The 22,762-nt window shown below is 61.7% G+C and carries 22 protein-coding genes; 14 read left to right on the top strand and 8 right to left on the bottom strand.

Annotation, left to right across the window (positions count from 1 at the left end):
- Nucleotides 1–82 precede the first annotated feature (82 nt).
- The gene (locus tag CCANI_RS04695; protein ID WP_146325134.1) at nucleotides 83–442 is read right to left on the bottom strand and encodes a zinc ribbon domain-containing protein YjdM; all 360 of its coding nucleotides are present in this window, start codon (nucleotides 440–442) and stop codon (nucleotides 83–85) included.
- A 658-nt stretch (nucleotides 443–1,100) separates the two neighbouring features.
- Nucleotides 1,101–2,186 (bottom strand): redox-regulated ATPase YchF, encoded by a 1,086-nt coding sequence (gene ychF / locus CCANI_RS04690; protein ID WP_146325132.1) that lies wholly within the window; start codon nucleotides 2,184–2,186, stop codon nucleotides 1,101–1,103.
- A gap of 46 nt (nucleotides 2,187–2,232) precedes the next feature.
- On the opposite strand from ychF, the gene CCANI_RS04685 reads away from it, so the two are divergent.
- The 5 genes from CCANI_RS04685 (at nucleotide 2,233) to CCANI_RS04665 (ending at nucleotide 7,980) form a co-directional block, all read left to right on the top strand.
- Nucleotides 2,233–4,020 (top strand): SulP family inorganic anion transporter, encoded by a 1,788-nt coding sequence (locus CCANI_RS04685; RefSeq protein WP_246118273.1) that lies wholly within the window; start codon nucleotides 2,233–2,235, stop codon nucleotides 4,018–4,020.
- A gap of 148 nt (nucleotides 4,021–4,168) precedes the next feature.
- Nucleotides 4,169–5,794 (top strand): sodium-dependent transporter, encoded by a 1,626-nt coding sequence (locus tag CCANI_RS04680; protein ID WP_146325130.1) that lies wholly within the window; start codon nucleotides 4,169–4,171, stop codon nucleotides 5,792–5,794.
- An 18-nt stretch (nucleotides 5,795–5,812) separates the two neighbouring features.
- Complete coding sequence (metS, locus tag CCANI_RS04675; RefSeq protein ID WP_146325128.1) at nucleotides 5,813–5,983, top strand: methionine/alanine import NSS transporter subunit MetS; 171 nt, start codon at nucleotides 5,813–5,815, stop codon at nucleotides 5,981–5,983.
- Between the two features lie 54 nt (nucleotides 5,984–6,037).
- Nucleotides 6,038–7,324, top strand: coding sequence for an AI-2E family transporter (locus CCANI_RS04670; RefSeq protein ID WP_425457358.1), 1,287 nt, complete (start codon nucleotides 6,038–6,040; stop codon nucleotides 7,322–7,324).
- A gap of 20 nt (nucleotides 7,325–7,344) precedes the next feature.
- Nucleotides 7,345–7,980, top strand: a complete 636-nt coding sequence (locus tag CCANI_RS04665) for a DUF6542 domain-containing protein (RefSeq protein WP_146325124.1) — start codon at nucleotides 7,345–7,347, stop codon at nucleotides 7,978–7,980.
- A gap of 1,009 nt (nucleotides 7,981–8,989) precedes the next feature.
- Here the strand turns inward: CCANI_RS04665 and CCANI_RS04660 are convergent.
- Nucleotides 8,990–9,946 (bottom strand): 4-hydroxy-3-methylbut-2-enyl diphosphate reductase, encoded by a 957-nt coding sequence (locus tag CCANI_RS04660; protein ID WP_146325122.1) that lies wholly within the window; start codon nucleotides 9,944–9,946, stop codon nucleotides 8,990–8,992.
- 29 nt (nucleotides 9,947–9,975) lie between these two features.
- Between CCANI_RS04660 and xseA the strand changes: the two genes are divergently transcribed.
- On the top strand, nucleotides 9,976–11,223 hold the full coding sequence (xseA, locus tag CCANI_RS04655; RefSeq protein WP_146325121.1) for an exodeoxyribonuclease VII large subunit: 1,248 nt from the start codon (nucleotides 9,976–9,978) through the stop codon (nucleotides 11,221–11,223).
- A gap of 33 nt (nucleotides 11,224–11,256) precedes the next feature.
- The gene (locus CCANI_RS04650; RefSeq protein ID WP_146325119.1) at nucleotides 11,257–11,496 is read left to right on the top strand and encodes an exodeoxyribonuclease VII small subunit; all 240 of its coding nucleotides are present in this window, start codon (nucleotides 11,257–11,259) and stop codon (nucleotides 11,494–11,496) included.
- On the opposite strand, the gene CCANI_RS04645 is transcribed toward CCANI_RS04650, so the two are convergent.
- Nucleotides 11,493–12,038, bottom strand: a complete 546-nt coding sequence (locus CCANI_RS04645; protein ID WP_281285006.1) for a DUF4245 domain-containing protein — start codon at nucleotides 12,036–12,038, stop codon at nucleotides 11,493–11,495. The genes CCANI_RS04650 and CCANI_RS04645 overlap by 4 nt on opposite strands.
- 176 nt (nucleotides 12,039–12,214) lie before the next feature.
- On the opposite strand from CCANI_RS04645, the gene glpX reads away from it, so the two are divergent.
- Entirely contained in the window at nucleotides 12,215–13,219 is a 1,005-nt protein-coding gene (gene glpX / locus CCANI_RS04640; protein ID WP_146325115.1) for a class II fructose-bisphosphatase, read from the top strand.
- Between the two features lie 140 nt (nucleotides 13,220–13,359).
- Nucleotides 13,360–14,763 (top strand): class II fumarate hydratase, encoded by a 1,404-nt coding sequence (locus CCANI_RS04635; protein WP_146325113.1) that lies wholly within the window; start codon nucleotides 13,360–13,362, stop codon nucleotides 14,761–14,763.
- Nucleotides 14,764–14,840: 77 nt separating this feature from the next.
- Here CCANI_RS04635 and CCANI_RS04630 read toward each other — a convergent pair whose 3' ends face one another.
- On the bottom strand, nucleotides 14,841–15,479 hold the full coding sequence (locus tag CCANI_RS04630; RefSeq protein WP_146325111.1) for a GntR family transcriptional regulator: 639 nt from the start codon (nucleotides 15,477–15,479) through the stop codon (nucleotides 14,841–14,843).
- A 125-nt stretch (nucleotides 15,480–15,604) separates the two neighbouring features.
- Here CCANI_RS04630 and CCANI_RS04625 point away from each other — a divergent pair, with 125 nt between their 5' ends.
- From CCANI_RS04625 to CCANI_RS04610, 4 genes are read left to right on the top strand one after another with little or no spacing between them, the layout of a single operon-like run.
- Complete coding sequence (locus tag CCANI_RS04625; protein ID WP_222432959.1) at nucleotides 15,605–16,804, top strand: NRAMP family divalent metal transporter; 1,200 nt, start codon at nucleotides 15,605–15,607, stop codon at nucleotides 16,802–16,804.
- A 19-nt stretch (nucleotides 16,805–16,823) separates the two neighbouring features.
- Nucleotides 16,824–17,570 (top strand): LamB/YcsF family protein, encoded by a 747-nt coding sequence (locus tag CCANI_RS04620; protein WP_146325109.1) that lies wholly within the window; start codon nucleotides 16,824–16,826, stop codon nucleotides 17,568–17,570.
- Nucleotides 17,560–18,192 (top strand): 5-oxoprolinase subunit B family protein, encoded by a 633-nt coding sequence (locus tag CCANI_RS04615; protein WP_146325107.1) that lies wholly within the window; start codon nucleotides 17,560–17,562, stop codon nucleotides 18,190–18,192. The genes CCANI_RS04620 and CCANI_RS04615 overlap by 11 nt, the downstream gene beginning before the upstream one ends.
- The gene (locus tag CCANI_RS04610) at nucleotides 18,185–19,057 is read left to right on the top strand and encodes a 5-oxoprolinase subunit C family protein (RefSeq protein WP_146325105.1); all 873 of its coding nucleotides are present in this window, start codon (nucleotides 18,185–18,187) and stop codon (nucleotides 19,055–19,057) included. The genes CCANI_RS04615 and CCANI_RS04610 overlap by 8 nt, the downstream gene beginning before the upstream one ends.
- On the opposite strand, the gene CCANI_RS04605 is transcribed toward CCANI_RS04610, so the two are convergent.
- Nucleotides 19,054–19,617 (bottom strand): type 2 periplasmic-binding domain-containing protein, encoded by a 564-nt coding sequence (locus tag CCANI_RS04605; RefSeq protein ID WP_146325103.1) that lies wholly within the window; start codon nucleotides 19,615–19,617, stop codon nucleotides 19,054–19,056. The genes CCANI_RS04610 and CCANI_RS04605 overlap by 4 nt on opposite strands.
- A gap of 45 nt (nucleotides 19,618–19,662) precedes the next feature.
- On the opposite strand from CCANI_RS04605, the gene CCANI_RS04600 reads away from it, so the two are divergent.
- Nucleotides 19,663–19,989: a DUF5997 family protein gene (locus CCANI_RS04600; protein WP_146325101.1), complete on the top strand. Its 327-nt coding sequence runs from the start codon at nucleotides 19,663–19,665 to the stop codon at nucleotides 19,987–19,989.
- A gap of 83 nt (nucleotides 19,990–20,072) precedes the next feature.
- Here the strand turns inward: CCANI_RS04600 and CCANI_RS04595 are convergent, their stop codons facing one another.
- Nucleotides 20,073–21,005 carry a hypothetical protein gene (locus CCANI_RS04595; protein ID WP_146325099.1) on the bottom strand — a complete coding sequence of 311 codons (933 nt, stop codon included), beginning with the start codon at nucleotides 21,003–21,005 and terminating at the stop codon, nucleotides 20,073–20,075.
- A gap of 320 nt (nucleotides 21,006–21,325) precedes the next feature.
- Nucleotides 21,326–22,615 carry a serine hydroxymethyltransferase gene (gene glyA, locus CCANI_RS04590; RefSeq protein ID WP_146325097.1) on the bottom strand — a complete coding sequence of 430 codons (1,290 nt, stop codon included), beginning with the start codon at nucleotides 22,613–22,615 and terminating at the stop codon, nucleotides 21,326–21,328.
- Between the last annotated feature and the right edge of the window lie 147 nt (nucleotides 22,616–22,762).

The following is a 22,762-nucleotide window of genomic DNA, read 5'->3' as shown; positions in this document are numbered from 1 at the left end:
ACCGCCGCGCGTCGACGAGCAGGCGCAGACGAAGCATGCGCTGCCAGCTCAATTCTTCCCCCAGAAGCAAACCCACGGAGCTCTACACCTTCTTCACTACGCTCGATTTCAGGTACATCTGCCCGGCTCCCAGAACCTTGGCCTCAATATCATGGCCGTTTACTGGTTCCGCCAACAGACGAATTCCCGTAACCTTGGTGCCAATCTTGATGTCGCTGCCACCCTTGACTTTCAGGCTCTTGATGATGGAGACGCTATCGCCGTCAGCAAGCACATTACCAACGGCATCTTTAACCAAGGACGCAGCGGCCTCCGATTCTGCCTCACCCGGCACCCACTCGTAGCCGCACATCGGGCAGATAATGGAAGTACCGGATTCATAGGTGTACTCGCTGCCGCACTCTGGGCATGGTGGGATATTAGCGTTGTCAATGTCTGACATGGGAGTCTCCAAGGGTGAGTTTTAATTCATGGATATTACTAGTTTTGCCAGTAATCCTATAACCTGTCGAACACAATCTGGGGCTTGGCGCAGTCTCGCGGGCTAACTAAACGCTCGCATAACGGGAGTAGACCTTCGGCGCGTCGACGCCTTTGTGATTCCAGAGCTGCTCACGGAATTGCTACCCAGGTCAGCCATGACAGGCGGTACTTTACTCTTGGCTTCACAACTCGGGCAAGAACTATAGCTTGAAATGTCAGGTCATCGATTCCCAGATAAGCCCTCGGTATTGACCGCCTTCAACAACGTTGCATACGACATCGATTCCGCACCGCCAGAGCCCACACCTCACGCCCCTGTACGATCTGCCTTGCCGCGCAGGATCTGCCTTGCTTTCGGGCCGGATTTTCCTGGGAAAACGCGGCCGCGCAGGATCTGCCTCAGGCACATCTGCACACGGCTGACCGCACCGCCTAGTTAACGCTCCTAGCGGCTAGAGAACTAGCGCCCGCAGACTCGCCTTCAAACGGGACACCTCAAAAAAGAAAGCGGCCCCTCCCATTTGAGCTTCTTTGAGAGGCTTGGGAGGGGATCGATTGCTTCTTACTATAACTGCCCCAGGCAACCACTAGTAGAGCAGCCGCTAGAGCGCCAACCTCTACACATTGAACTTAAACTCCACCACGTCCCCGTCAGCCATCACATAGTCTTTGCCTTCTTGGCGCACTTTCCCTGCGGCTTTGGCTTCGGCCATGCTTCCTGCGGCTACTAGGTCGTCGAATGACACCACTTCCGCTTTGATAAAGCCGCGTTCGAAGTCGGTGTGGATCACGCCGGCGGCTTTGGGTGCGGTGTCGCCTTTGTGGATGGTCCAAGCGCGGGCTTCTTTTGGCCCTGCGGTGAGGTAGGTTTGCAGCCCCAGCGTGGCAAATCCGGCGTGTGCTAGGGAGTGCAGGCCGGGCTCGGTTTGGCCTACGGATTCGAGGAGTTCGGCGGCTTCTTCGGCGTCTAGCTCCAGCAGTTCGGTTTCGGTTTTCGCGTCCAAGAATACGCAGTCGGCGGGCGCCACCAATGCGCGGAGTTCGTCCTTGCGGGCTTCGTCGGTGAGTACGGCTTCGTCGGAGTTGAATACGTAGAGGAAGGGCTTGGCCGTCATAAGGTGTAGTTCGCGCACCAGTGCGAGGTCGATTTCGCCGTTGCGGCTGGCGGTGTACAGGGTGCGCCCGTCTTCCAGGATCGCCTGGGCTTGTTTCGTCGCTGCGACAACCTCGGCGAGTTCTTTGTCTTTTTTGGCTTCCTTTTCCAAGCGTGGCAGCGCTTTTTCCACGGTTTGCAGGTCCGCGAGGATAAGTTCGGTATTGATCACGTCGATATCGGCGCGGGGGTCTACCTGCCCGTGCTCGTGGATCACGTTTTCGTCGGCGAACGCACGTACTACCTGGCAGATGGCGTCGGCGTCGCGAATATTTGATAGGAAGGCGTTGCCGCGGCCTTTCCCTTCGGAGGCGCCCTTGACAATGCCGGCGATGTCTACGAATGTGACGGTCGCGGGCAGGATGCGTTCGGAGCCGAAGATTTCGGCGAGTTTGTGCAGGCGTTCGTCCGGCAATTCCACCAAACCTACGTTCGGTTCGATGGTGGCAAAGGGGTAGTTTGCCGCGAGGACTTCGCTGCGGGTCAGGGCGTTAAATAGCGTGGATTTGCCCACATTGGGCAGTCCGACGATTCCAAGGGTAAGGCTCACGGGTTTTGATCCTATCAACCTTCCAGTTTGCAGCTAGGCTCGTGCTATGGATAGCGGCGTGCCTTCGGGCCCACCTGGGCCTATTCGAGATTTGATGTCTTCGCTCGGCGGCGGGGAGCCGAATCCTCCTGCGCGCGCCCAGAGCGCTGTGGGGTTTGCGGTTTTGCGGGGCTATCAGCGTCGCTGGTTGCGTTTCGACGTCCTGGCTGGCATCACCGTCGCAGCTTACCTAGTGCCCCAGGTCATGGCGTATGCCACGATCGCCGGGTTGCCGCCGGTGGTTGGCCTGTGGTCGGCGATTGTTCCGTTGGTTCTGTATGCGTTTGTGGGGACTTCGCGGTGCATGTCGGTGGGCCCGGAGTCCACGACGGCATTGATGACGGCCGCGGGTATCGCGGCGCTGGCGGGACCGAACGCGAATGCGGAACGGACCGCGCAGATGGCGGCCTTATTGGCGCTAACGGTAGGCGCGGTCGCGATCGTGGGTTTTATTATGCGGCTGGGCTTTATCTCGGAATTTCTTTCGAAACCGGTGCTGGTCGGCTATCTGGCGGGCGTGGCCGTGTTGATGGTGCTCAGCCAGCTGGACACCATCACCAAGATTGATGCGCGGGGCGATCATGACCTGGTGGCCGCCTGGGACCTAGTCCGACGCCTAGGGGAAGCGCACCTGCCCACATTGCTCTTGGCGGCGGGATGCATTGTGGCCCTAGTCTTATTGTTTCGGTTTTTGCCAACCTGGCCGGCCCCGCTCATTGTGATCGTGGTTTCCACGGCAATCGTGTGGGCCGCGGGCCTGGATGAGCAGGGCGTCAAGGTCATCGGGGAGCTGCCCCGCGGGGTGCCGAACTTGGGCCTGCCCGCGCTTGGCGATATCAATGTGGTGGCGTTGCTCAATGCGGCGATCGGGATCACGGTGGTGGCGTATTCGGACAATATGCTGACGGCGCGCGCGTTTCGCCGGGGCAAGGAGCCGCGCATCGATGCGAACCAGGAGCGTTTGGCGTTGGGCCTGGTGAATATCGGTACGGGCCTTACCGGCGGGTTCCCGGTGAGTTCCAGCGGGAGCCGGACGGTGCTGGCGCGGGTGATGCACGCGCGGACGCAAGTGTATTCGCTGGTTGCCGCCGCCGCGGTGGTGCTCACCCTGCTGTTTTTGGCGCCCGCGCTATCGCATTTCCCGGCGGCGTCGCTTGGCGCGATCGTGATCGTGGCGGCGGGGAAGCTGATCGATCCGGGTGAATGGATTCGCATCGCAAGGTTTCGCACTAGCGAGCTATTGTTGGCGCTCACTACGGCCGTCGCGGTGGCCACGCTGGGCGTCCTGGAGGGGATCGCCATCGCCGTGGCATTGAGCATTATTGATCTGCTGCGCCGCCTGACCAAGCCTAACGATGGGGTGCTCGGGTACGTGGATGGCTTGGCGGGGATGCACAACGTGGTGGATTACGACGTCGCAAAGCAAGTGCCTGGTTTGCTGGTGTATCGCTATGACTCGCCGCTGTTTTTCGCAAACGCTGACGACTTTGTTACGCGCGCTTTGGCGGCTATCGACGCCGCGCCCTCCCGCGTGCGGTGGTTTTTGCTCAACGCCGAGGCGAACGTGGAGATTGATCTGACGGCTATCGACGCTGTGAATGAGCTGCGAAAGCAATTAAAACGGCGCGGCATCGTGTTCGCCATGGCGCGGGTCAAACGGGAGCTGTTTCGGCAGTTTGAAGACGCCGGTGTGATCGATCGTGTGGGGCGGGACCGCATCTTCCCTACCCTCCCCGCAGGTGTGCAAGGGTACGCCGATTGGGTGCTTGAGCAGCGGAAACTCCGCGGAGAGTGAGTTCCGCCACCCAAATGTATTCCAATATATGGAACGCTATGCTAATATCTGCCCACAGCGTGAGATGATTTTCGGAATTTCCTGAGTTTCGCTGCGAAGTTCTGTAAGTTTTCTACCGGTATCCATACCATCGACGGAAAGGCCGACCATGGCTGAATCACCTCGTCGCGAAGTATTTTCCACCCGCATCGCGTTCCTGCTCGCCGCCATCGGCTCCGCGGTCGGCCTCGGAAATATTTGGCGCTTCCCATACGTCGCTTATGATAACGGCGGCGGCGCGTTCCTTGTCCCCTATCTGGTGGCGCTACTGACCGCAGGTATCCCCCTGCTCTTCCTCGACTACACCCTGGGCCACCGCTTCCGCGGCTCCGCCCCGCTGGTGTTCCGTCGCGTGAAATCCTGGGCGGAACCCATCGGCTGGGTGCAGGTAGGCATCTCCTTCTTTATCACCATCTACTACGCCGCCATTATCGCATGGGCCGGCCTGTACACGGTGAAATCCTTCAATATGGCGTGGGGCGATAACCCGCAGGACTACTTCCTCAAGGACTTCCTGCAGATGGACCCCTCCGTCACCTTCTCCTTCTCCATCGTGCCGCAGATCGCCGTGGCGCTGGCGCTGGTGTGGGTGCTGGCGATCGTGGTCCTGGCCATGGGTGTGGACGAAGGCATCGGCAAGGTGTCCAAGATCTTTATGCCGATCCTGACCGCGCTATTTATCATCGTGGTGCTGCAGGCGCTGTTCCTGCCGGGTGCGGCGGCGGGCCTGAACGCCTTCTTCACGCCCGATTGGGGCGCGCTGTCCAATCCGAGCGTGTGGGTGGCGGCGTACGGCCAGATCTTCTTCTCCTTGTCCGTCGGTTTCGGCATTATGTTGACGTATTCGTCCTACCTGAAGCCCCGCACGAACCTGACCGGCACGGGCCTGGTCACCGCCTTTGCAAACTCCTCCTTCGAGGTGCTGGCGGGCATCGGCGTGTTCGCGGCCCTGGGCTTTATGGCCTTCCAGCAAAACACCGAGGTGCAGGACGTTGCCACCTCCGGTATCGGCCTAGCGTTCTTCGCCTTCCCCACCATTATCAATCAGATGGCGCTGGGCCCGATCTTCGGCGTGTTGTTCTTCGGCAGCCTGACCATCGCCGGCTTTACCTCGCTGTTCTCCCTGCTGGAGGTTGTTGTTTCCGCGGTGAAGGACAAGCTGAACCTGCCGCGCAAATCCACCGCCATCGCCGTGGGTGTGGTCATGGGCCTGCTGTCGCTGGCGCTGTTTTCCACCACCTCCGCGCTGGTCACGCTGGATATCATGGATAAGTACACCAACCAGATCGGCATCGTTTCCGTCGCGCTGATCACCATCGTGCTGCTGGACTGGGTCATGCGCCGCATCGACGAGTTCTCCCTGCACCTCAATGCGGTGTCTTCGTTTAAGGTGGGCACGGTGTGGCGCATCTGCGTGGTCAATGTGACCACCATCGTGCTGGGCTACACCCTGTTGCAGGAGCTTATTAGCCTGATCCGGGAACCGTACGAGGGCTATTCGATGTCCCAGCTCGGCTGGTATGGCTGGGGCGTGCTGGCGGTGATCGGCGTGTCCTCGCTGCTGCTGGCGTTGATCCCGTGGCAGAACGGCACCAGCCTGATCGGCCCGCCCGGCTCGGACTTCGGCGTCGACCCCGATAGCGAACGCACGATCGATCGTCCCCGAAAGTACACCCCGCGCCGCGCCGCCGGTTTCGCCGCCGAGCAGTACACCGACACCAACGGCCTGAGCTAACCCCGGAAAGGAAGAGCAATGAGTGGCATCGCAATTATGATGATGGTCCTGTTTATCGTGGTGATCTGGGGTGGCCTCATCGTGAGCATCTTGGCGTTGCGCCGCAACCCGGACGAAATGTCCGGCGAACTGGGCACCTCGGAATACGCTACCGATGATGTGTTGATCTCACACGAACACGATCACTAAAACAAGCGGGCCTCCTTCGGGAGGCTTTTCGCGTTCTTTGGCAATATGGATAGCGTGAACGATAAGGATTTCCGGGGCGAGGCCACCCAGGCGTTTCAGGAGCTGGAGGCGCATGACTCGATTGACCGGTTCGAAGTCATCGCCGAAGGCATGAAAACCTTCACCTGGTGGTGCCTGCGCCTGCTTGTGATCGCGGCCACGTCGTGGGTGACGTGGTACGTCATGAGTAAGTTTTGGCGCGGCCTGCTCCCCATCTTCATCGCTTTGATCTTGTCTTCGGTGCTGTGGACGCCCACCGGCTGGATGCAGCGCCGCGGGGTGCCGCCCGCGTTGTCGGCGATTATTACGATCCTGGGCACGCTCGCGTTTTTCGGCGGGCTGATCGGTTTGATCGCGCCGAGCATTGTGAACCAATCGCAGACGTTGTTTTTCCAGGCCTTCGAGGGTGTGCAGCGCCTGCAATTGTGGTTGCAGGGCCCGCCGCTGCATATCAATGGCGAGGATCTAAACGGCTGGTTTTCCGACGCCGCGACTTGGCTGCAGCAGCAATCCGGCACGATCGCCGGCGAGCTGTTCGCGGGTTTGGGCGTGGCGTCTTCGGTGCTAGTCACCATCGGTATCGTCTTGGTGCTCACGTTTTTCTTCCTCAAGGACGGGCCGCGGTTTATGCCCTGGTTGCGTGAGGTGACGGGCCGCCGGGTCGGCTGGCATCTGACGGAGTTGTTTACCCGCGCGTGGATTACGTTGGCGGGGTTTATTCGCGCTCAGGCACTCGTGTCGTTTGTCGACGCCGTGTTTATCGGCCTTGGGCTGGCATTGCTCGGCGTCCCCATGGCCTTGGCGTTGGGCACATTGACCTTTATCGCGGGGTTTATCCCCATCGTGGGTGCGGTAGTTGCGGGCGCATTGGCCGTAATGATCGCCTTTGTGTCCCACGGGACCACCACCGCCTTCCTGGTCCTCGGCCTGGTGATCCTGGTGCAGCAATTGGAGGGCAATATCCTGCAACCGATGGTGCAATCGCGGGCGATGAACCTGCATCCGGTGGTCATTTTGATTTCGGTGACCTTGGGCGGAAGTTTGTTCGGTATTATCGGCGCGTTCTTGGCGGTGCCCACGGCGGCGATGCTGGCGGTGCTGCTGCGCTACTTGAGCGACCTGATCGCACTGCGCTCTGGGGAGAAACGCGCGGCGGACATCGAATTTGCCACGTTGGTGGGCTCGCTGACCGCACAGGAAGGTGAAGAAGCCGGCCGGAAAATGCGGGCGGCGCGGCGCGAAGACACGGCCACCCCCAGCTTATCCAGATTGCAAGATATCCTACATGTATTTCGCTCCTGACCCCGGTAGAATAACGCCCCGTGACTCAACACTATCGAACCTCGCCTGATCGCCTCCCCGCCGCCGCCCGCTTTGGGGTGCCGGTGTGGTCCGCGACGTCGATAATCTTTGCCTCGCTTATTACGGGCGCGTTGTTGAGCATGAACTTTAAGGAGCTCGGCGCGGAATTCTTGTGGTGCTTCGCGGCCGGCGCCATCGTGGCGGTGCTGTTCGTGGAGCCGCGCGGGCTGTTTATCACCACGGCGCAGCTGCCATTTGCGTTCGGGGTGGCCATGCCAATTACGGCGTGGCTGGTGGGGCGGATGCTTCCCGGAGCGGATGGGCCGATCACGCGCACGGAGATCATTACGGCCGTGTATCCCCTGACGGAACAATTCCCATTCCTGATGACGGTGACGGTGATTACCGTGGTGATTGCCTTCGCGCGCTGGCTGCTGGCGCGCAATGCGCAAGTACGTGCGGTTCGCCGGACGGCCGTCAAGCAACAAAAGGTGCGCAAAATCAACCAGGAACGCGCGGAGCAGGCCAGCCGGGCGCGCACCTCGGTACGGACCCGCCGCACGCATCGCGCACAATCCCAATCTTCCCAGGTGACGGTGCAGGAATTGATGCGGCAACGGCGGGCGGCCTCGCGGCACGACGACCTATATCGCTAGCGTCTCGCTAGCGTTTCGCAGGGCCCGGGGTACTCGGGGTACTCGGGGCGGGGCACTCGGGGTACGCGCGGTACTTGGGGCGGGGCAAAACGGGACGCGTCGCATACGATCCCACCCAATTGCTGCACTATTGCTACCAGCCACGTGCAAATCTGCCTGAGGCAGATCTAGCGCGGGCTGCATTTCCCCAGGATAATCCGCTTTGAAACCAAGGCAGATCCTGCGCAGCCAGGCAGATGTGACATGTTGAGGTGCGCGGGACGGTGTTTCCGCAGGACACCGAACTTGCCCTGTCGGATCTGCCTGAATCAGGGCAGGACGACGGGTTCATTTCGCGAAGCTCAACCCTCATCGTCTGGGAAGTTCCGCTGGCCCCTGCCTGCCGATAGGTTGTGTGCAGCCGTTGACCTGCGATCGTCCGGAATTTCTTCGTAAGACCCCCGAATGAAGAATAGAAAGACGAGCCCAGGTCAGCGGTTGCGCACAACCCATCGGCACCTCGGCCACAACCGGCGGCAGGGAGGTTGTGTCCAACCGATCGGCGCTTTGGTGATTTGGAGCAGTGAAATCGGCTGCCACTCTCCCGCGCTCAGGCAGATTCGACACGGCGGCCGCCGGTTGGTGGTGTTTCCGCAGGACGCCGAACTTGCCCTGTCAGATCTGCCTGAGGCAGATGTGGCGGGGCCGATGGTTCGGGAACATTCGACCTTGCATGTGTGGAACGGCCTTGCCAACAGCTTGCCCTGATAGGTTGTGTGCAGCCGTTGACCTGCGATCGTCCTGAATTTCTTCATTGGGCACCTCAACGAAGAATAAAAAGACGATTTGCAGCCTTTTTGGGCCAGATTCGTCCTGAATTTCTTCGTTAGACCCCCGAATGAAGAATAGAAAGACGAGCCCAGGTCAGCGGTTGCGCACAACCCATCGCCGCGATGGTCGTGGCGCACAACCCATCGGCAGGTGAGAGCACACCCCATCGACAGATGAGCACCCCCAACAACCTATATCGCTAGCGTTTCGCCCGATCCGCGGGCCGCAGCACCCGGGGCAGGGCAAATACGAGCTTTTCGGCGGCGGTGGTTACTTCTTCCACGTTGGTATAGCCATGTTCGGCAAGCAGTTCGAGGACCTCGCGCACTAGGATTTCCGGCACGGAGGCGCCGGAGGTGACGCCGATGGTGTGCACGCCTTCCAACCATGCGGGGTCTACCTGGGTGGCGTAATCCACCAGGTAGCTGGCCTCCGCGCCGTGCTGCAGGGCCACTTCAACGAGCCGCTTTGAGTTCGAAGAGTTTTGCGAACCGACAACGATCATAAGCTGGCATTGCTCGGCGATCGCCTTCACCGCCACCTGCCGGTTCTGGGTGGCGTAGCAAATATCGTCGCTGGGCGGGTCCGCCAGGTGCGGGAATTTCGCCTTGAGCAGCCGCACAATCTGCATCGTTTCATCGACGGACAGGGTGGTTTGGGAAAGCCACACGAGTTTTTCATCGTCGGGGAAGCTGAGGCGGTCCACGGATTCCACGCCGTCTACAAGGTGTACCACGTCAGGGGCCTCCCCCGCGGTGCCTTCCACTTCTTCGTGGCCTTCGTGGCCGATCAGCAGGATTTGGTATCCGGCGCGGGCGAAGCGCTTGACCTCGTTGTGCACCTTGGTCACCAGCGGGCAGGTGGCGTCGAGGGTTTGCAGGGATAGTTCGCGGGCTTCCGCATGCACGGCTGGGCTCACGCCGTGGGCGGAAAACACCAGGTGGGAGCCTTCCGGGACTTCGGTGGTTTCGTCTACAAAAATCGCGCCCCGCTTTGCCAGGGTGTCTACCACATACCGGTTATGGACGATTTCCTTACGTACATATACTGGCGCGCCGTATTTCTCTAGGGCACGTTCCACGGTTTCCACTGCGCGATCCACGCCAGCGCAATAGCCGCGGGGTGCAGCAAGCAAAATCTTCTTGGGTGCGGTCATGCGATACAGAGTAACGAACAACACCTACAATGGGTGCGTTCACCCACGAGGAAAGTGAGTTTTTCAAGGTGGCTAACACTCCCGAACACCCGTGGCCCGTCCGCGAAGTCAACGCGAAGGTGAAGTCTTGGGTCGAAAGGTTGGGGCATATTTGGGTGGAGGGGCAACTCACCCAGGTAAATATGAAGCCCTCCTGGAAGTTGTCGTACCTGACGCTGCGCGATACGGAGGCGGAAGCGAGCGTGCAGGTCACGTGCGCGACGGCGTTGTTGCGCGGGGCGTCGTTACGCGACGGCGACCGCGTGATTGCCTACGCCAAACCTGCGTTCTATGCCGGCCGCGGCTCCTTTTCGTTGTGGGCTACGGAGATTCGCCCGGTGGGCATTGGGGAGCTCCTGGCGCGCATAGAACAATTGCGCAAACAGCTCGCCCAGGAAGGGCTTTTCGACGCCGCGCGCAAGCGGCCGCTCCCCTACCTTCCGCGCTGCGTGGGGCTGATCACCGGGCGTGGTTCGGCTGCGGAGCGGGATGTGCTGAGCGTGGCCAAGGATCGCTGGCCGGAGGTGCGTTTCGAGGTGATCAATACCGCGGTGCAGGGGGCGGGCACGGTTCCGGAGGTGATCGCCGCGTTGGAGACCCTGGACGCAAACCCCGAGGTAGACGTGATTATTATCGCGCGCGGCGGGGGTTCGGTGGAGGACCTGCTGCCGTTTTCGGAGGAGGCCTTGCAGCGCGCGGTGGCCGCGGCCCGCACCCCCGTGGTGTCTGCAATCGGGCACGAACCGGACAATCCGGTGCTGGATAATGTCGCCGACCTGCGCGCCGCCACCCCCACCGACGCCGCCAAGCGCGTGGTGCCCGATGTGGTGGCCGAACGCGCCCTGATCGCGGAACTGCGCTCCCGTTCCGCGGCGGCGTTGCGCGGCTGGGTGGAGCGCGAAATGCGCGGCTTGGCGGGGGTGCGCAGTCGGCCGGTCTTGGCGGATCCATACACGCCCATTCGGCGGCGCGAGGAGGAGATCGAGCAAGGCCTGCGGCTGATGCGGCGGGATATCGTGCAATTGGTGCGGCGTGCGGAGGCGGAAACCGCCGCGCTGCGGGCCCGCATCGGCAGCCTCGGCCCTGCGGCCACATTGGCGCGCGGCTACGCCATCGTGCAGGTGGGCGCCGACGTGGTCACCTCGATCGAGCAGGCGCCGCCGGGCAGCCAGCTGCGCATCCGCGTTGGCGATGGCTCGATCACCGCGGCGTCTATTGGCACAACCCCCGCGAACTAAACCCCCTAGCTGACTAATTTAAGGACTATTGCGATGAATAATATCGGTTCCGGCACCCCGCAGCCGTTTACCCCCGTGGATGAACTTTCCTACGAGGCCGCCCGCGATGAGCTGGTGGAGATTGTCAAGATTTTGGAGCTGGGCCAGATGAGCCTCGATGAATCCCTGGCGTTTTGGGAGCGCGGCGAGGCGCTGGCCAAGCGTTGCGAGGAGCATTTGGCCGGGGCCCGCGCCCGCGTCGAGGAGGCGATTGGGCGGGCGGAGGCCGATTAGGAGATAGCGATCGGCTGCGCCCGCACCGCCGCGCTGGCCAGCTGTTCGAACTCTTGGTCGCCGGCGGTGCCGAGGATAATAAAGCGCACATCGCCGAGGTCCGCGATCCAGGTATCGTCACCGCTGCCGTCGGTTGGAACAAAGTGGCGGAAGGATTGGCCGGCGACGGTGACGGGATCCACCTCGTCCGAGGGTTCCTTGATGGTCTTGATCGCCTTGTCTACCGGGGCGTCCGTCTGGGTGAGCTGCAGGTAGGCGCCGTCCTTGGTGACCCAACCGATCACAGGTGCGGGCTGTTGGTTCACGCTGGTGCGGCGGGCGGAATTGGCGGTCCAGCCTTCCGGGACCTCGGGCAGCCGGACGGGGAACTTCATGGCGCGGGCTTCGAGGTCGAGAAATTGGCGCGCATCCACGGCGCGCACCGGCCCGTTTTCGGGTGCCCCCGGGTTGAACGAACACAACCCCGTAAAGCCCACCGAGAGCAGCATGAGCACCAGCAGGACCAACAAGGTCATTGAAATGTCTTTCCCGTCTTGGAACATACGGGGTTTATTCTCTGCCACTCGAACAGTATGGCAGAAGGCCCCAATTCGGGTGGAAAAAGGGGACAATCTCGGCGGCACTAATGCAACAATAGAAAGGCAGGCTTGAGCCGGACGCATGTTCGGCTAGCCGTGCTACCAATGTGATTTCACCCGTTTTCAGGAGGCCGCCAGTTATGAATACATCGCACCGAGAAGCTCCGGATCGCAACCTCGCCATGGAGCTTGTCCGCGTGACCGAAGCAGCGGCGCTCGCATCCGGTCGTTGGGTCGGTCGGGGCATGAAGAATGAGGGTGATGGTGCTGCCGTTGACGCGATGCGCCAGCTGATCAACTCCGTAAATATGCGCGGCGTCGTGGTCATCGGCGAAGGCGAAAAGGACGAGGCCCCGATGCTGTACAACGGCGAAGAGGTGGGCACCGGCGAAGGCGCCGAGGTGGATATCGCCGTGGATCCGGTGGACGGCACCACGCTGATGGCCGAGGGCCGCCCGAACGCCATTTCCGTACTAGCCGCCGCCGAGCGCGGTTCCATGTATGACCCGTCCGCTGTGTTCTATATGAAAAAGATCGCCGTGGGCCCGGAGGCTGCGGGCAAGATCGATATCGAGGCACCGGTTGCGGATAATATTCGTGCGGTGGCCCAGGCAAAGGGCATCACCCCCTCCGATGTGACCGTGGTGGTGCTGGATCGCCCCCGGCACGATGCGCTGATTACGGATATTCGGCGCGCTGGCGCGAAGGTCCGCCTGATCCGCGACGGCGATGTGGCCGGCGCGGTGGCCGCGGCGCAGGCTACGAACTCCGTGGACATCATGATGGGTATTGGCGGTACCCCCGAGGGTATTATCACCGCCTGCGCAATGAAATGTATGGGCGGTGAGATCCAGGGCAAGTTGCATCCCCGCAATGATGCGGAGATCCGCAAGGCGCTCGACGCCGGCCACGAGCTGGATCGCGTGCTCACCATCGATGACCTGGTTTCTTCCAATAATTGCTACTTCGTTGCCACCGGCGTGACCAATGGCGATATGCTGCGCGGCGTGAGCTACCGCCAGAACGGTGCGACCACCCGGTCACTGGTCATGCGTTCGAAGTCGGGCACGGTGCGGTATATCGAATCCGTGCACCAACTGGCAAAGTTGCAAGAATATTCTGTGGTAGATTACACCCACAAGTAACCCCTTATTATGATCTAGGTCACTAGACTAGGGTTATTCGGCACCGCCCACACGGTGCCGATTTTTTTTGGGCATACTAGTTTCTGTGCCGTGTTGGTCACGGTGTTTTCCATGAACTTTCAACGTAGAAGGTGGACTATATGACCGAGCAGGAATTCCGCATTGAACATGACACCATGGGCGAAGTGAAGGTTCCGGTGAACGCTCTGTGGCGTGCCCAAACCCAGCGCGCCGTCGAGAATTTCCCTATCTCCGGCCGCGGCTTGGAGGCCGCACAGATTCGCGCAATGGGCCTGCTCAAAGCCGCCTGCGCCCAGGTAAACAAGGACCGTGGCCTGCTGCCCGCTGAGAAGGCGGACGCCATTATCGCGGCGGCCAAGGAAATCGCCGATGGCAAGCACAATCGTGAGTTCCCCATCGACGTGTTCCAGACCGGTTCCGGCACCTCTTCGAACATGAACACGAATGAGGTGATCGCGTCGATCGCAAAGGCGAACGGCGTGGACGTGCACCCGAACGACGATGTGAATATGGGGCAGTCCTCCAACGACACCTTCCCCACCGCCACCCACGTGGCCGCGACCGAAGCCGCGGTAAAGGACCTCGTCCCGGGCCTGAAGAAGCTGCACGCTTCCCTTGCCGCAAAGGCTAAGGAGTGGGAGAACGTGGTCAAGTCCGGCCGCACCCACCTTATGGATGCCGTTCCGGTGACCCTCGGCCAGGAGTTCGCCGGTTACGCCCGCCAGATCGCGGCCGGCATCGAGCGCGTTGAGGCCACCCTGCCGCGCCTTGGCGAATTGCCTATCGGCGGCACCGCCGTGGGTACCGGCCTGAACACCCCGGCCGATTTCGGCGGCAAGGTCGTCGCCGAGCTGGTCAAGCTCACGGGCGTGGAGGAATTGCGCGAGTGCGAGAACCACTTCGAGGCGCAGGCGAACCGCGATGGCCTCGTGGAGTTCTCCGGCGCGATGCGCACCGTTGCGGTGTCCTTGAACAAGATTGCGAATGATATCCGGTGGATGGGTTCCGGCCCGCTCACCGGCCTCGCCGAGATCCACCTGCCCGACCTGCAGCCCGGCTCCTCCATCATGCCCGGCAAGGTCAACCCGGTGCTGTGTGAGACCGCCACCCAGGTCGCGGCGCAGGTCGTGGGCAATGACGCCGCCGTGGTGTTCGGTGGCTCCCAGGGCGCCTTCGAGCTCAATGTGTTTATCCCGGTGATGGCGCGCAACGTGCTCGAATCCGCCGCCCTGCTGGCCAACACCGCCCGCGTGTTCGCGGAGAAGCTGGTGGACGGCATCGAACCGAACGTAGAGCGGATGAAGACGTTGGCCGAGTCCTCCCCCTCTATTGTGACTCCGCTGAACTCCGCCATCGGTTACGAGAACGCCGCCAAGGTGGCCAAGACCGCGCTGAAGGAGGGCAAGACCATCCGCCAGACGGTGATCGATATGGGCTTTGTCGATGGCAAGACCCTCACCGAGGAGGAATTGGACAAGCGCCTCGATGTGCTCGCGATGTGCAACACGGACCGCGATAAGTAAGGCCAAAGGTTGATAGAAACCCCCTCGCTATGAGGGGGTTTTTCATGCCCCGCCCCCTTCCCGCCCCCGTCCCGCTGTTACACACCTTGGCCGCTAAACAGGCGTTCGGAGCGCAGGAGATAGTCGGAGAGCAGGATGCGGGCTTGCTCCACATCGTCGCGCTGTAACGCCGCCAGGATTCGCCGGTTTGTGTCAATAAAGGGCTTGTGCGCGGATTTCCAATCCGAGGTTGAGAGGAAAAGCAGCCGCGCCTGCGTCAGTACCACCCGCGAGAGTTCGCTGAGCCGCTGGGACCCCACGAGGTCCACGATTGCCTGGTGGAAGTCCGAGTTTGCGGCCCCCACGTTCGCCCAGTCGCTTGTCGACGCCGCGGCTTCCGCAGCGTCGCACGCCTTTTCCATGGCGTAGAAGCACCGGGTGGTTACTCGGTGATCACGGTACACGTGGTCGAGGGCGCCGAGTTCCACGAAGCGTCGAAAAGCGTAGACGTCGGGGATGTCTTCGGTGATGGTGCGTACGAACACGCCGCGGTGTGGGATGTGTTCTACTAACCCGTCGCGGGCGAGGACTCGAAATGCTTCGCGGAGGGTATTGCGGGAAACCCCCAATTGGGTGGAGAGCGCGATCTCTGCAAGCTGTTCACCGGGCCGCAATTCGCCCAGGTGAATCTGGTTCGTAAGGAGTCGCGCGAGTTGATCAACCGTTGCTTTGCCCATACTTCACAAGAATATCTGTATTTAGCAGTGTTCAGATAAACATTGAAAATCGATTGTGTGCCGGAACACAGTTTCTTATACTTTAGAGGTTGTTGAACAAATCTATAGCAGGGAAAGGATGGCTTATGGCAAGCAAGGCCACGCGCAGCGCCCTCCTCGGTGCGATCTTCCTTATGGCTACCAGCGCCATCGGGCCGGGATTTTTGACGCAGACGGCGGTGTTTACCAGCCAACTCGGGGCCGCATTCGCCTTTGCGATTCTGGTGTCCATCGTGCTGGACATCGCCATCCAGCTGAACGTGTGGCGGGTGGTCGGGATTTCCGGTCTGCGCGCCCAGGAGCTGGGAAATCGGGTGCTGCCGGGGCTGGGGTGGGTGCTTGCCGTGTGTATCGCGGTCGGCGGCATCGTGTTTAATATCGGCAATATTTCCGGCGCGGGGTTGGGCACCAACGCACTCATGGGTGCGGATGTAAAGGTGGGCGGCGTGGTCACCGCGGTCCTGGCCATCGGCGTGTTCCTGTTTCAGCGTCTGGGCGGCGCGTTGGACAAGCTGATCGTGGTGCTGGGCCTGCTCATGATGCTGCTTACGCTGTATGTGGCCATAGTTTCGAACCCTCCGGTGGGCGAGGCGCTGCGGAACACGGTGTGGCCGGACGAGGTGAATTGGGTGACCATTACCACCCTGGTCGGCGGCACCGTGGGCGGCTATATCACCTACGCCGGGGCGCACCGCATGCTGGATAGCGGCCGCACCGGCGTGGAACACGTACGCGATGTGGCGGTGTCTTCCGTGACCGGCATCCTGCTTACCGGCGTCATGCGCGTGGTGCTGTTTTTGGCGGTGCTGGGCGTGGTCGCGGGCGGGATCACGCTGGCGGGCAACAATCCGGCTGGCGACGCTTTCCAGGCCGCGGCCGGGGACCTGGGCCTGCGTTTCTTTGGCATCGTGCTGTGGGCCGCCGCGCTGAGTTCAATCATCGGCGCGAGCTACACCTCGGCGACCTTCCTGGTTTCCAATGCCCCGGAGCGTCGGCGGTTGCAAAACTGGGTGACCATCGGGTTTATCTGCATTTCCAGCGCCTTGTTTATGGCGCTGGGCACCGCCCCGAAACAGCTTTTGGTGTTCGCGGGCGCGTTCAATGGCCTGGTATTGCCAATCGGGTTGACGCTGGTGGTGTATGTGGCGGCGTTCCGGCGCAAGGACCTGCTTCATGGGTATAAGTACCCGGCGTGGCTGCTGGGTATCGGCGTGTTGTCCACGCTGATCGCCTGGTGGCTGGCCTGGACGTCGTTTGCTAGCGTTTTCCAAATGCTCAGCGCCTAGTGTCGTGTAAGGAGCTCTCATGCATATTGATCTGAATAGTGATCTCGGCGAAAGCTATGGCTCGTGGACCATGGGCAACGATTCCGCCCTGCTGCGCGTGGTGAGTAGCGCGAATGTGGCCTGCGGTTTCCACGCCGGCGATCCCCTTGTGATGCGGCGGACCTGCGCGAAAGCGCGTGCGCACGGGGTGCGGATTGGGGCGCATCCGGGGTACCGGGACTTGACCGGCTTTGGCCGCCGCGCCATGGATTACGACGCCGCGTCCCTCACCGCCGAGACCATTTACCAGGTTGGCGCCCTCCAGGCGGCCGCCTTTTCGGTGGGCGCCGCCGTCGAATACGTCAAGCCGCACGGCGCACTGTACAACCGAATTGCCAGGGATAAAGCGCAGGCCATGGCGGTGATCGAAGGGCTCTTGCCGTTCCGGTTGCCGCTGATGGGTCTGGCTGGTTCGCCGGTGTTGCAGTGGGCCCAAGAATCCGGCTTGCCGACCATCGCCGAGGCCTTTGCGGACCGCCACTACTTGCCCGACGGTTCACTCGCCTCGCGGAACCTCCCCGGCGCGGTGCTCGATGCCGAACAGGCGATCGAACAGGCCATCGCCATTGCCACCGGCAAGCCGGTGACCACCCAAACCGGGGAGGAACTGGTGGTCAAGGCGGATTCCATCTGCGTGCACGGCGATAACCCGCACGCCCTCGAGGTGGTGCATCGAATCATCGACGGGTTGAAGGCGCACGGCGTGGTGGTATCCAATGGACGTTAAACCCTGCGGCGATACCGCCGTGCTCCTGGACCTCGACGAAGGGGATGCGCAATCCACGCTGGCCGCGGTGATGAACGTGCACCGGCAGATCCACCAGCTGCGGCTGCCCGGGGTGATCGATATCGTGCCCGCCGCCGCGACGGTGCTGATCACGCTGGATACCGCCCTGCTCACCCCGCAGGATGCCGTACGCGTGTTCGGGGAGTTGCGGGTCGAAGGGGTGAGCGAAACGCGGGGCACCGAGGTGGTGATCCCGGTCCGCTACGACGGCCCCGACCTGGCAACCGTCGCCGAGGCTACCGGGTTGAGCGTGCGCGGGGTCGTCGATAAGCATTCGGAGACGCAGTGGCTGGCCGCGTTCGGTGGCTTCGCGCCCGGGTTTGTGTACCTCGTGCCCGCGCGCGAGCTGTGGAATGTGCCGCGTCGCAGCCAACCGCGGGCGCAGATTCCCACCGGTGCGGTCGGGCTCGCGGGCGAGTTTTCCGGCGTCTACCCGCAATCTTCGCCGGGCGGGTGGCAGATCATCGGCACGACGCAAACGCCCATGTGGGACGTGAATCGCGCGCAACCTTCATTGATTCAACCGGGGGATACGGTGCGTTTCGAGGCGACCAATGCTTGAAGTGATCGCCACCGGGCCGCTCGCGCTCTTCCAGGATCGAGGGCGCGCGGGATTCGCCGGCACCGGTGTCAGCCCTTCCGGGTCCTTTGACAGGCTCAGCGCGGCGCGCGCAAACCACGCGGTAGGCAACGCCGCAGAAGCCCCGGTGATCGAAATCCTGATCGGTGGTTTTCAGGCGAAAGTGCTTGCGGATACCACGGCGATTATCACGGGGACGGCAAGCACGGTGACCATCACCGGGGCGCGCACTCGGGAAAGCTACACCAATACCCTGCTGGACCTGCACGCTGGCGAGGTGATTACGCTCGGGTATGCCTCGTACGGGCTGCGATCCTACCTCGCGATCCGCGGCGGCTTTCGTGTGGCGACGACGCTGGGGAGTTCCGCGACGGACGTGCTGAGCAATCTTGGGCCGCCGCCGATCAAGGCCGGTGACCTGCTGCTCCCGGGGAATTTCGCGGCGGGCGAACACTGGTGGCCGAAGCTGCGCCAATTGCCGCCGCTGTGGCACCCCAAGCGGCACGAGGAACTCAAGGTGGTGCTGGGCCCGCGCTCGGATTGGTTCTATGCGGACGCGGTGCTGGATTTTCTTACCCAAGAGTTCGAGGTCACGGCGGAATCGAACCGCATCGGGCTGCGGCTGCACGCGCCCCGCCCGCTGGAGCGATCCCGGCGCGACGAATTGCGCAGCGAGGGCATGGTGCGGGGCTCGGTGCAGGTGCCGCCGAGCGGGCACCCCGTTGTGTTTGGGCCGGACCACCCCGTGACCGGCGGGTATCCGGTGATTGCGGTATTGACCTCGCGTTCCTGCGACCGCGCGGGGCAGCTCGCGGCGGGCGATAGGGTGCGTTTCCGTATTGGTTAGCGCCCGGATTGGCGTGAGGAATTCGCCGTGCGGCCGCGGGTGATGCCCACGAAGTCCTGGATCGCGTCACAATCCTTGTCTTTGTGCCACACCACCGCGATGGTGGTGGGGGCCCCATCGGTGTAGGGGCGATGCGCAACCCCTTTAAAGTTCATGCTGCGCAGCAGGGGACGCGGGGCGATCACCACGCCCACATTGGCGGCCACGACCTGCGCGGCGGCCCGCACCTCGGCCACATCCACGGTCTCGGCGGGACGGTAATTTACGGTCTCGTCCGCGATATCTTCGTCGCCGATGGCGTCCAGCAGGGTGAGCTCGTTATCGGCGGGCAGGCCGATGCCCGGCTCCTCCTCGTAGAGGCGCACCACGTGGTAGTCGAAGGTATCGATGCGGGCATCGGGGAGGCGAGCCAATGCGACATCGATCTCCCCTGCGAACAGCGACGGAAGCGGATCGTCACACCCAAATGTTCGTTCGATGCCATGGGAGGTGTTGGCGGCGTAGCGGGCAAACCACTTGTCGGGCGCGGTGCCGTGGACATAGGCGATGGTCAGGCTCATGCCAAGAATGTTACCGTTAACGATGTGCCATCGACATCGAACAATATGAAACCGCAAACAGCGGCGAAGAAACTGGGCATCTACCTGCCCGCCACCCCCGAATCCTTCCAGCAACACTCGCTGAGCCACGCCGAGTTCGTGGAATTGCAACACAATCCCCCCGAGTGGCTCAGCGAATTGCGCCGCACCGGACCGCACCCGCGCCCCATTGTTGCCCGCAAGCTGGGGATCACCATCGCCGCGCTGAAACGCAACGATATGGATAAGCCCTTGACCACTGCGGAGATCAAGGCGCTTTTGGAAAATCAGCCGGATTGGCTTCGTGCCGCCCGGACGCAATTGGCCGAGCAGCGCGAAGAAAAAGCAGAGTAATCTTTCGGCCCCAAAAAGCTTCGATCAGTTATTCGAACGGGGCGTAGCGAAAAACAAACATTAATGTCGTGCGATAGAGAATATTAAGCGAGGCGCAAATCCACGCCGAAGGCGCCGCGAATCTGCGAAATTAGATTCAAATTCCAACGGAAATCCGAGGGGGATGCAGCCATCGTCGAACGCACACCGGGATGATCCGGATGGGTCACGTTATAGTGCTTTCCGCGCAACTCCACTTCGAACCCGCGCTGCTCGAGCAGCTCTTTCATCTCCTTCGCCGTCGTCGGCGCGGCGATTCTCCGATCCGCCTTAGGTGCCACCCGCTTCTTGGGCATATCCATCGGGGACGGCCGCCGCAATGCCGACTTCGCCTTGTCTCTGGCCGCTGCGACGAGTTCGGCCTCCGGCCCGACGTACGGGAACACCCCGAGGATGCACGTACCGTCCTCTGAGACGATCACGGAGTGCTCCCCGACCACAAACTGATATCTACCCTGTTCTGCGGGCCGTGGCCGCGATTTCGCGAGCGATTTCCGCAACTCCCCCTCGACCAGCCCGAACCGTTCCATCGCCGCCCGCGCGCCGGGCAGCATCTTGGCTTGCGACATCTTCTCCGCCGTAGGCGCATCCCCCGCCTGCGTCCCTAGCTTCGAGCGAAGCTGATCCTTCGCCTGCCGTAGATCAATCTCCGGAAACCCCGAAGGCACCTTCTTTGGCAGCACATTCGGCGTTGCCATCGGCTCTGTAGGAGTTTCCTCCTGGGCCGGTTCCGGATCCTTAAATTTTGGCTTCTTGTCCTCCGGCGGCTCCTCCGCCGCCGCGGACTCTTCCGTAGTTTGCTCTCGTGGATTCCGTGCCGAAAACCACCACACTATACCGCCGGCAACTAAGGCTACGCTGAGTTGCAGCAAGAAAACCACGTAAATGGGAACACCCAAAACTAAAAGCCACGTTGAAATAAACACCACACCAAGAAACGCAAGCACAACTCCCTGCGCCAGGCGTCGCATAGACATATTCGGCTCCCTCCGCGCATTCTAATTCACATATTTTATACGCTGTAGTTAAGCACATTTGTCAAGACAATTACACACGTTTGCCCCTACAAAGAACTCCGTGTAGCAAAACATAACGCGTTTATCATTGCAAAATGCCCCACCCAGGACACGAGCCGTTCGATCGTTCTTTCGACAATTATCAGACGGGCCCAAGCGCAGGCACCACCACTATGCGATCGTACACAACGCATGGGACCAACGGGCCGTGCGGCGCGCACACACATAAAACCCCGACAAGGACGCATCCTCACCGGGGTCACAAGGTCACAACACCAATACTAGACGAGCTTCCACTCCTCCAAGCCGTCATACAACGGGTATTGCTCCGCCAATGCGGACACACGGTCACGCAACGCCGCCACATCCGCACCACTGCCGGCGGCCAGCGCGGTGCCAATAATATCGGCAACTTCGGTAAAGGCCGCGGCGTCGAAACCCCTCGTAGCCAACGCCGGGGTGCCAATGCGCAGGCCGGAAGTCACCATCGGCGGGCGCGGATCGTTCGGCACGGCGTTCCGGTTCACGGTAATGCCCACCTCGTGCAGCAAATCCTCCGCCTCCTGGCCGTTCATCGCGGAATTGCGCAGGTCCGCAAGCACCAGGTGCACATCGGTGCCGCCGGTGAGCACGTCCACACCCGCCGCCCGGCAATCCGCCGCCATCAAACGCTCCGCCAAAATGCGCGCCCCCTCCAAGGTGCGCTCCTGGCGCTGGCGGAACTCCGGCGTGCCCGCAATCTTTAACGCCACCGCCTTCGCCGCGATCGCATGCATCAATGGACCACCCTGCTGGCCAGGGAACACCGCCGAATTCAGCTTCTTCGCCCACTCCTCGCGGGACAGGATCAACCCGGAGCGCGGGCCGCCGAGCGTCTTATGCACGGTGGTGGACACGACGTCGGCATGCGGAACCGGCGACGGGTGCAAATCCGCGGCAACCAAACCTGCGAAGTGCGCCATATCAACCCACAACTTCGCACCCACCTCGTCGGCGATCTCGCGGAACGCCGCAAAATCCAGATGGCGGGGGTACGCGGACCAGCCCGCGATCAACACATCCGGGCGCTCCGCCAACGCCTGCTCGCGCACCTGATCCATGTCCACGCGCATGGTCTCCGGGTCCACGCCATAGGCAACAACCTGGTACAGCTTGCCGGAAAAATTCAGCTTCATGCCGTGGGTAAGGTGCCCGCCATGCGCCAGGGACAGGCCCATGATCTTCTCCCCCGGGTTTGCCAACGCCATCAGCACCGCCGCATTCGCCTGCGCACCGGCGTGCGGCTGCACGTTGGCGGCCTCAGCCCCGAACAACTCCTTCGCGCGCGCAATGGCTAGGTTCTCCACGACGTCGACATCCTCGCAACCGCCGTAATAGCGGCGCCCCGGGTAACCCTCCGCGTACTTATTGGTAAGCACCGAACCCTGCGCCTGCAACACCGCGCGCGGCACAAAGTTCTCAGAAGCGATCATCTCAAGGGTGTTTCGCTGGCGGGCCAGCTCGCCGGCCATGGCCTGAGCCACCTCCGGATCCAGCTGCGTCAAAGATTGGTAACGAACGTCTCCGGTCATGGCAATACCGTGGAACCTTTCAAAGTCAGTCTGGCCGCAAGACCTCGCGGCGGCGACAGTGATGAATGTCAGCCTATTGTAACTAGAAATCCTTTGCGCACACATTAGCGCCGAAATGGGCAGGCTGGGGGTCGATTCGTCAGCATG

Origin of the sequence: Corynebacterium canis (genome assembly GCF_030408595.1) — a bacterium.
In the GTDB taxonomy this organism is placed as follows: domain Bacteria; phylum Actinomycetota; class Actinomycetes; order Mycobacteriales; family Mycobacteriaceae; genus Corynebacterium; species Corynebacterium canis.
Note: the sequence above shows the minus strand (reverse complement) of the source record. Positions and strands in the feature narration are given on the sequence as shown.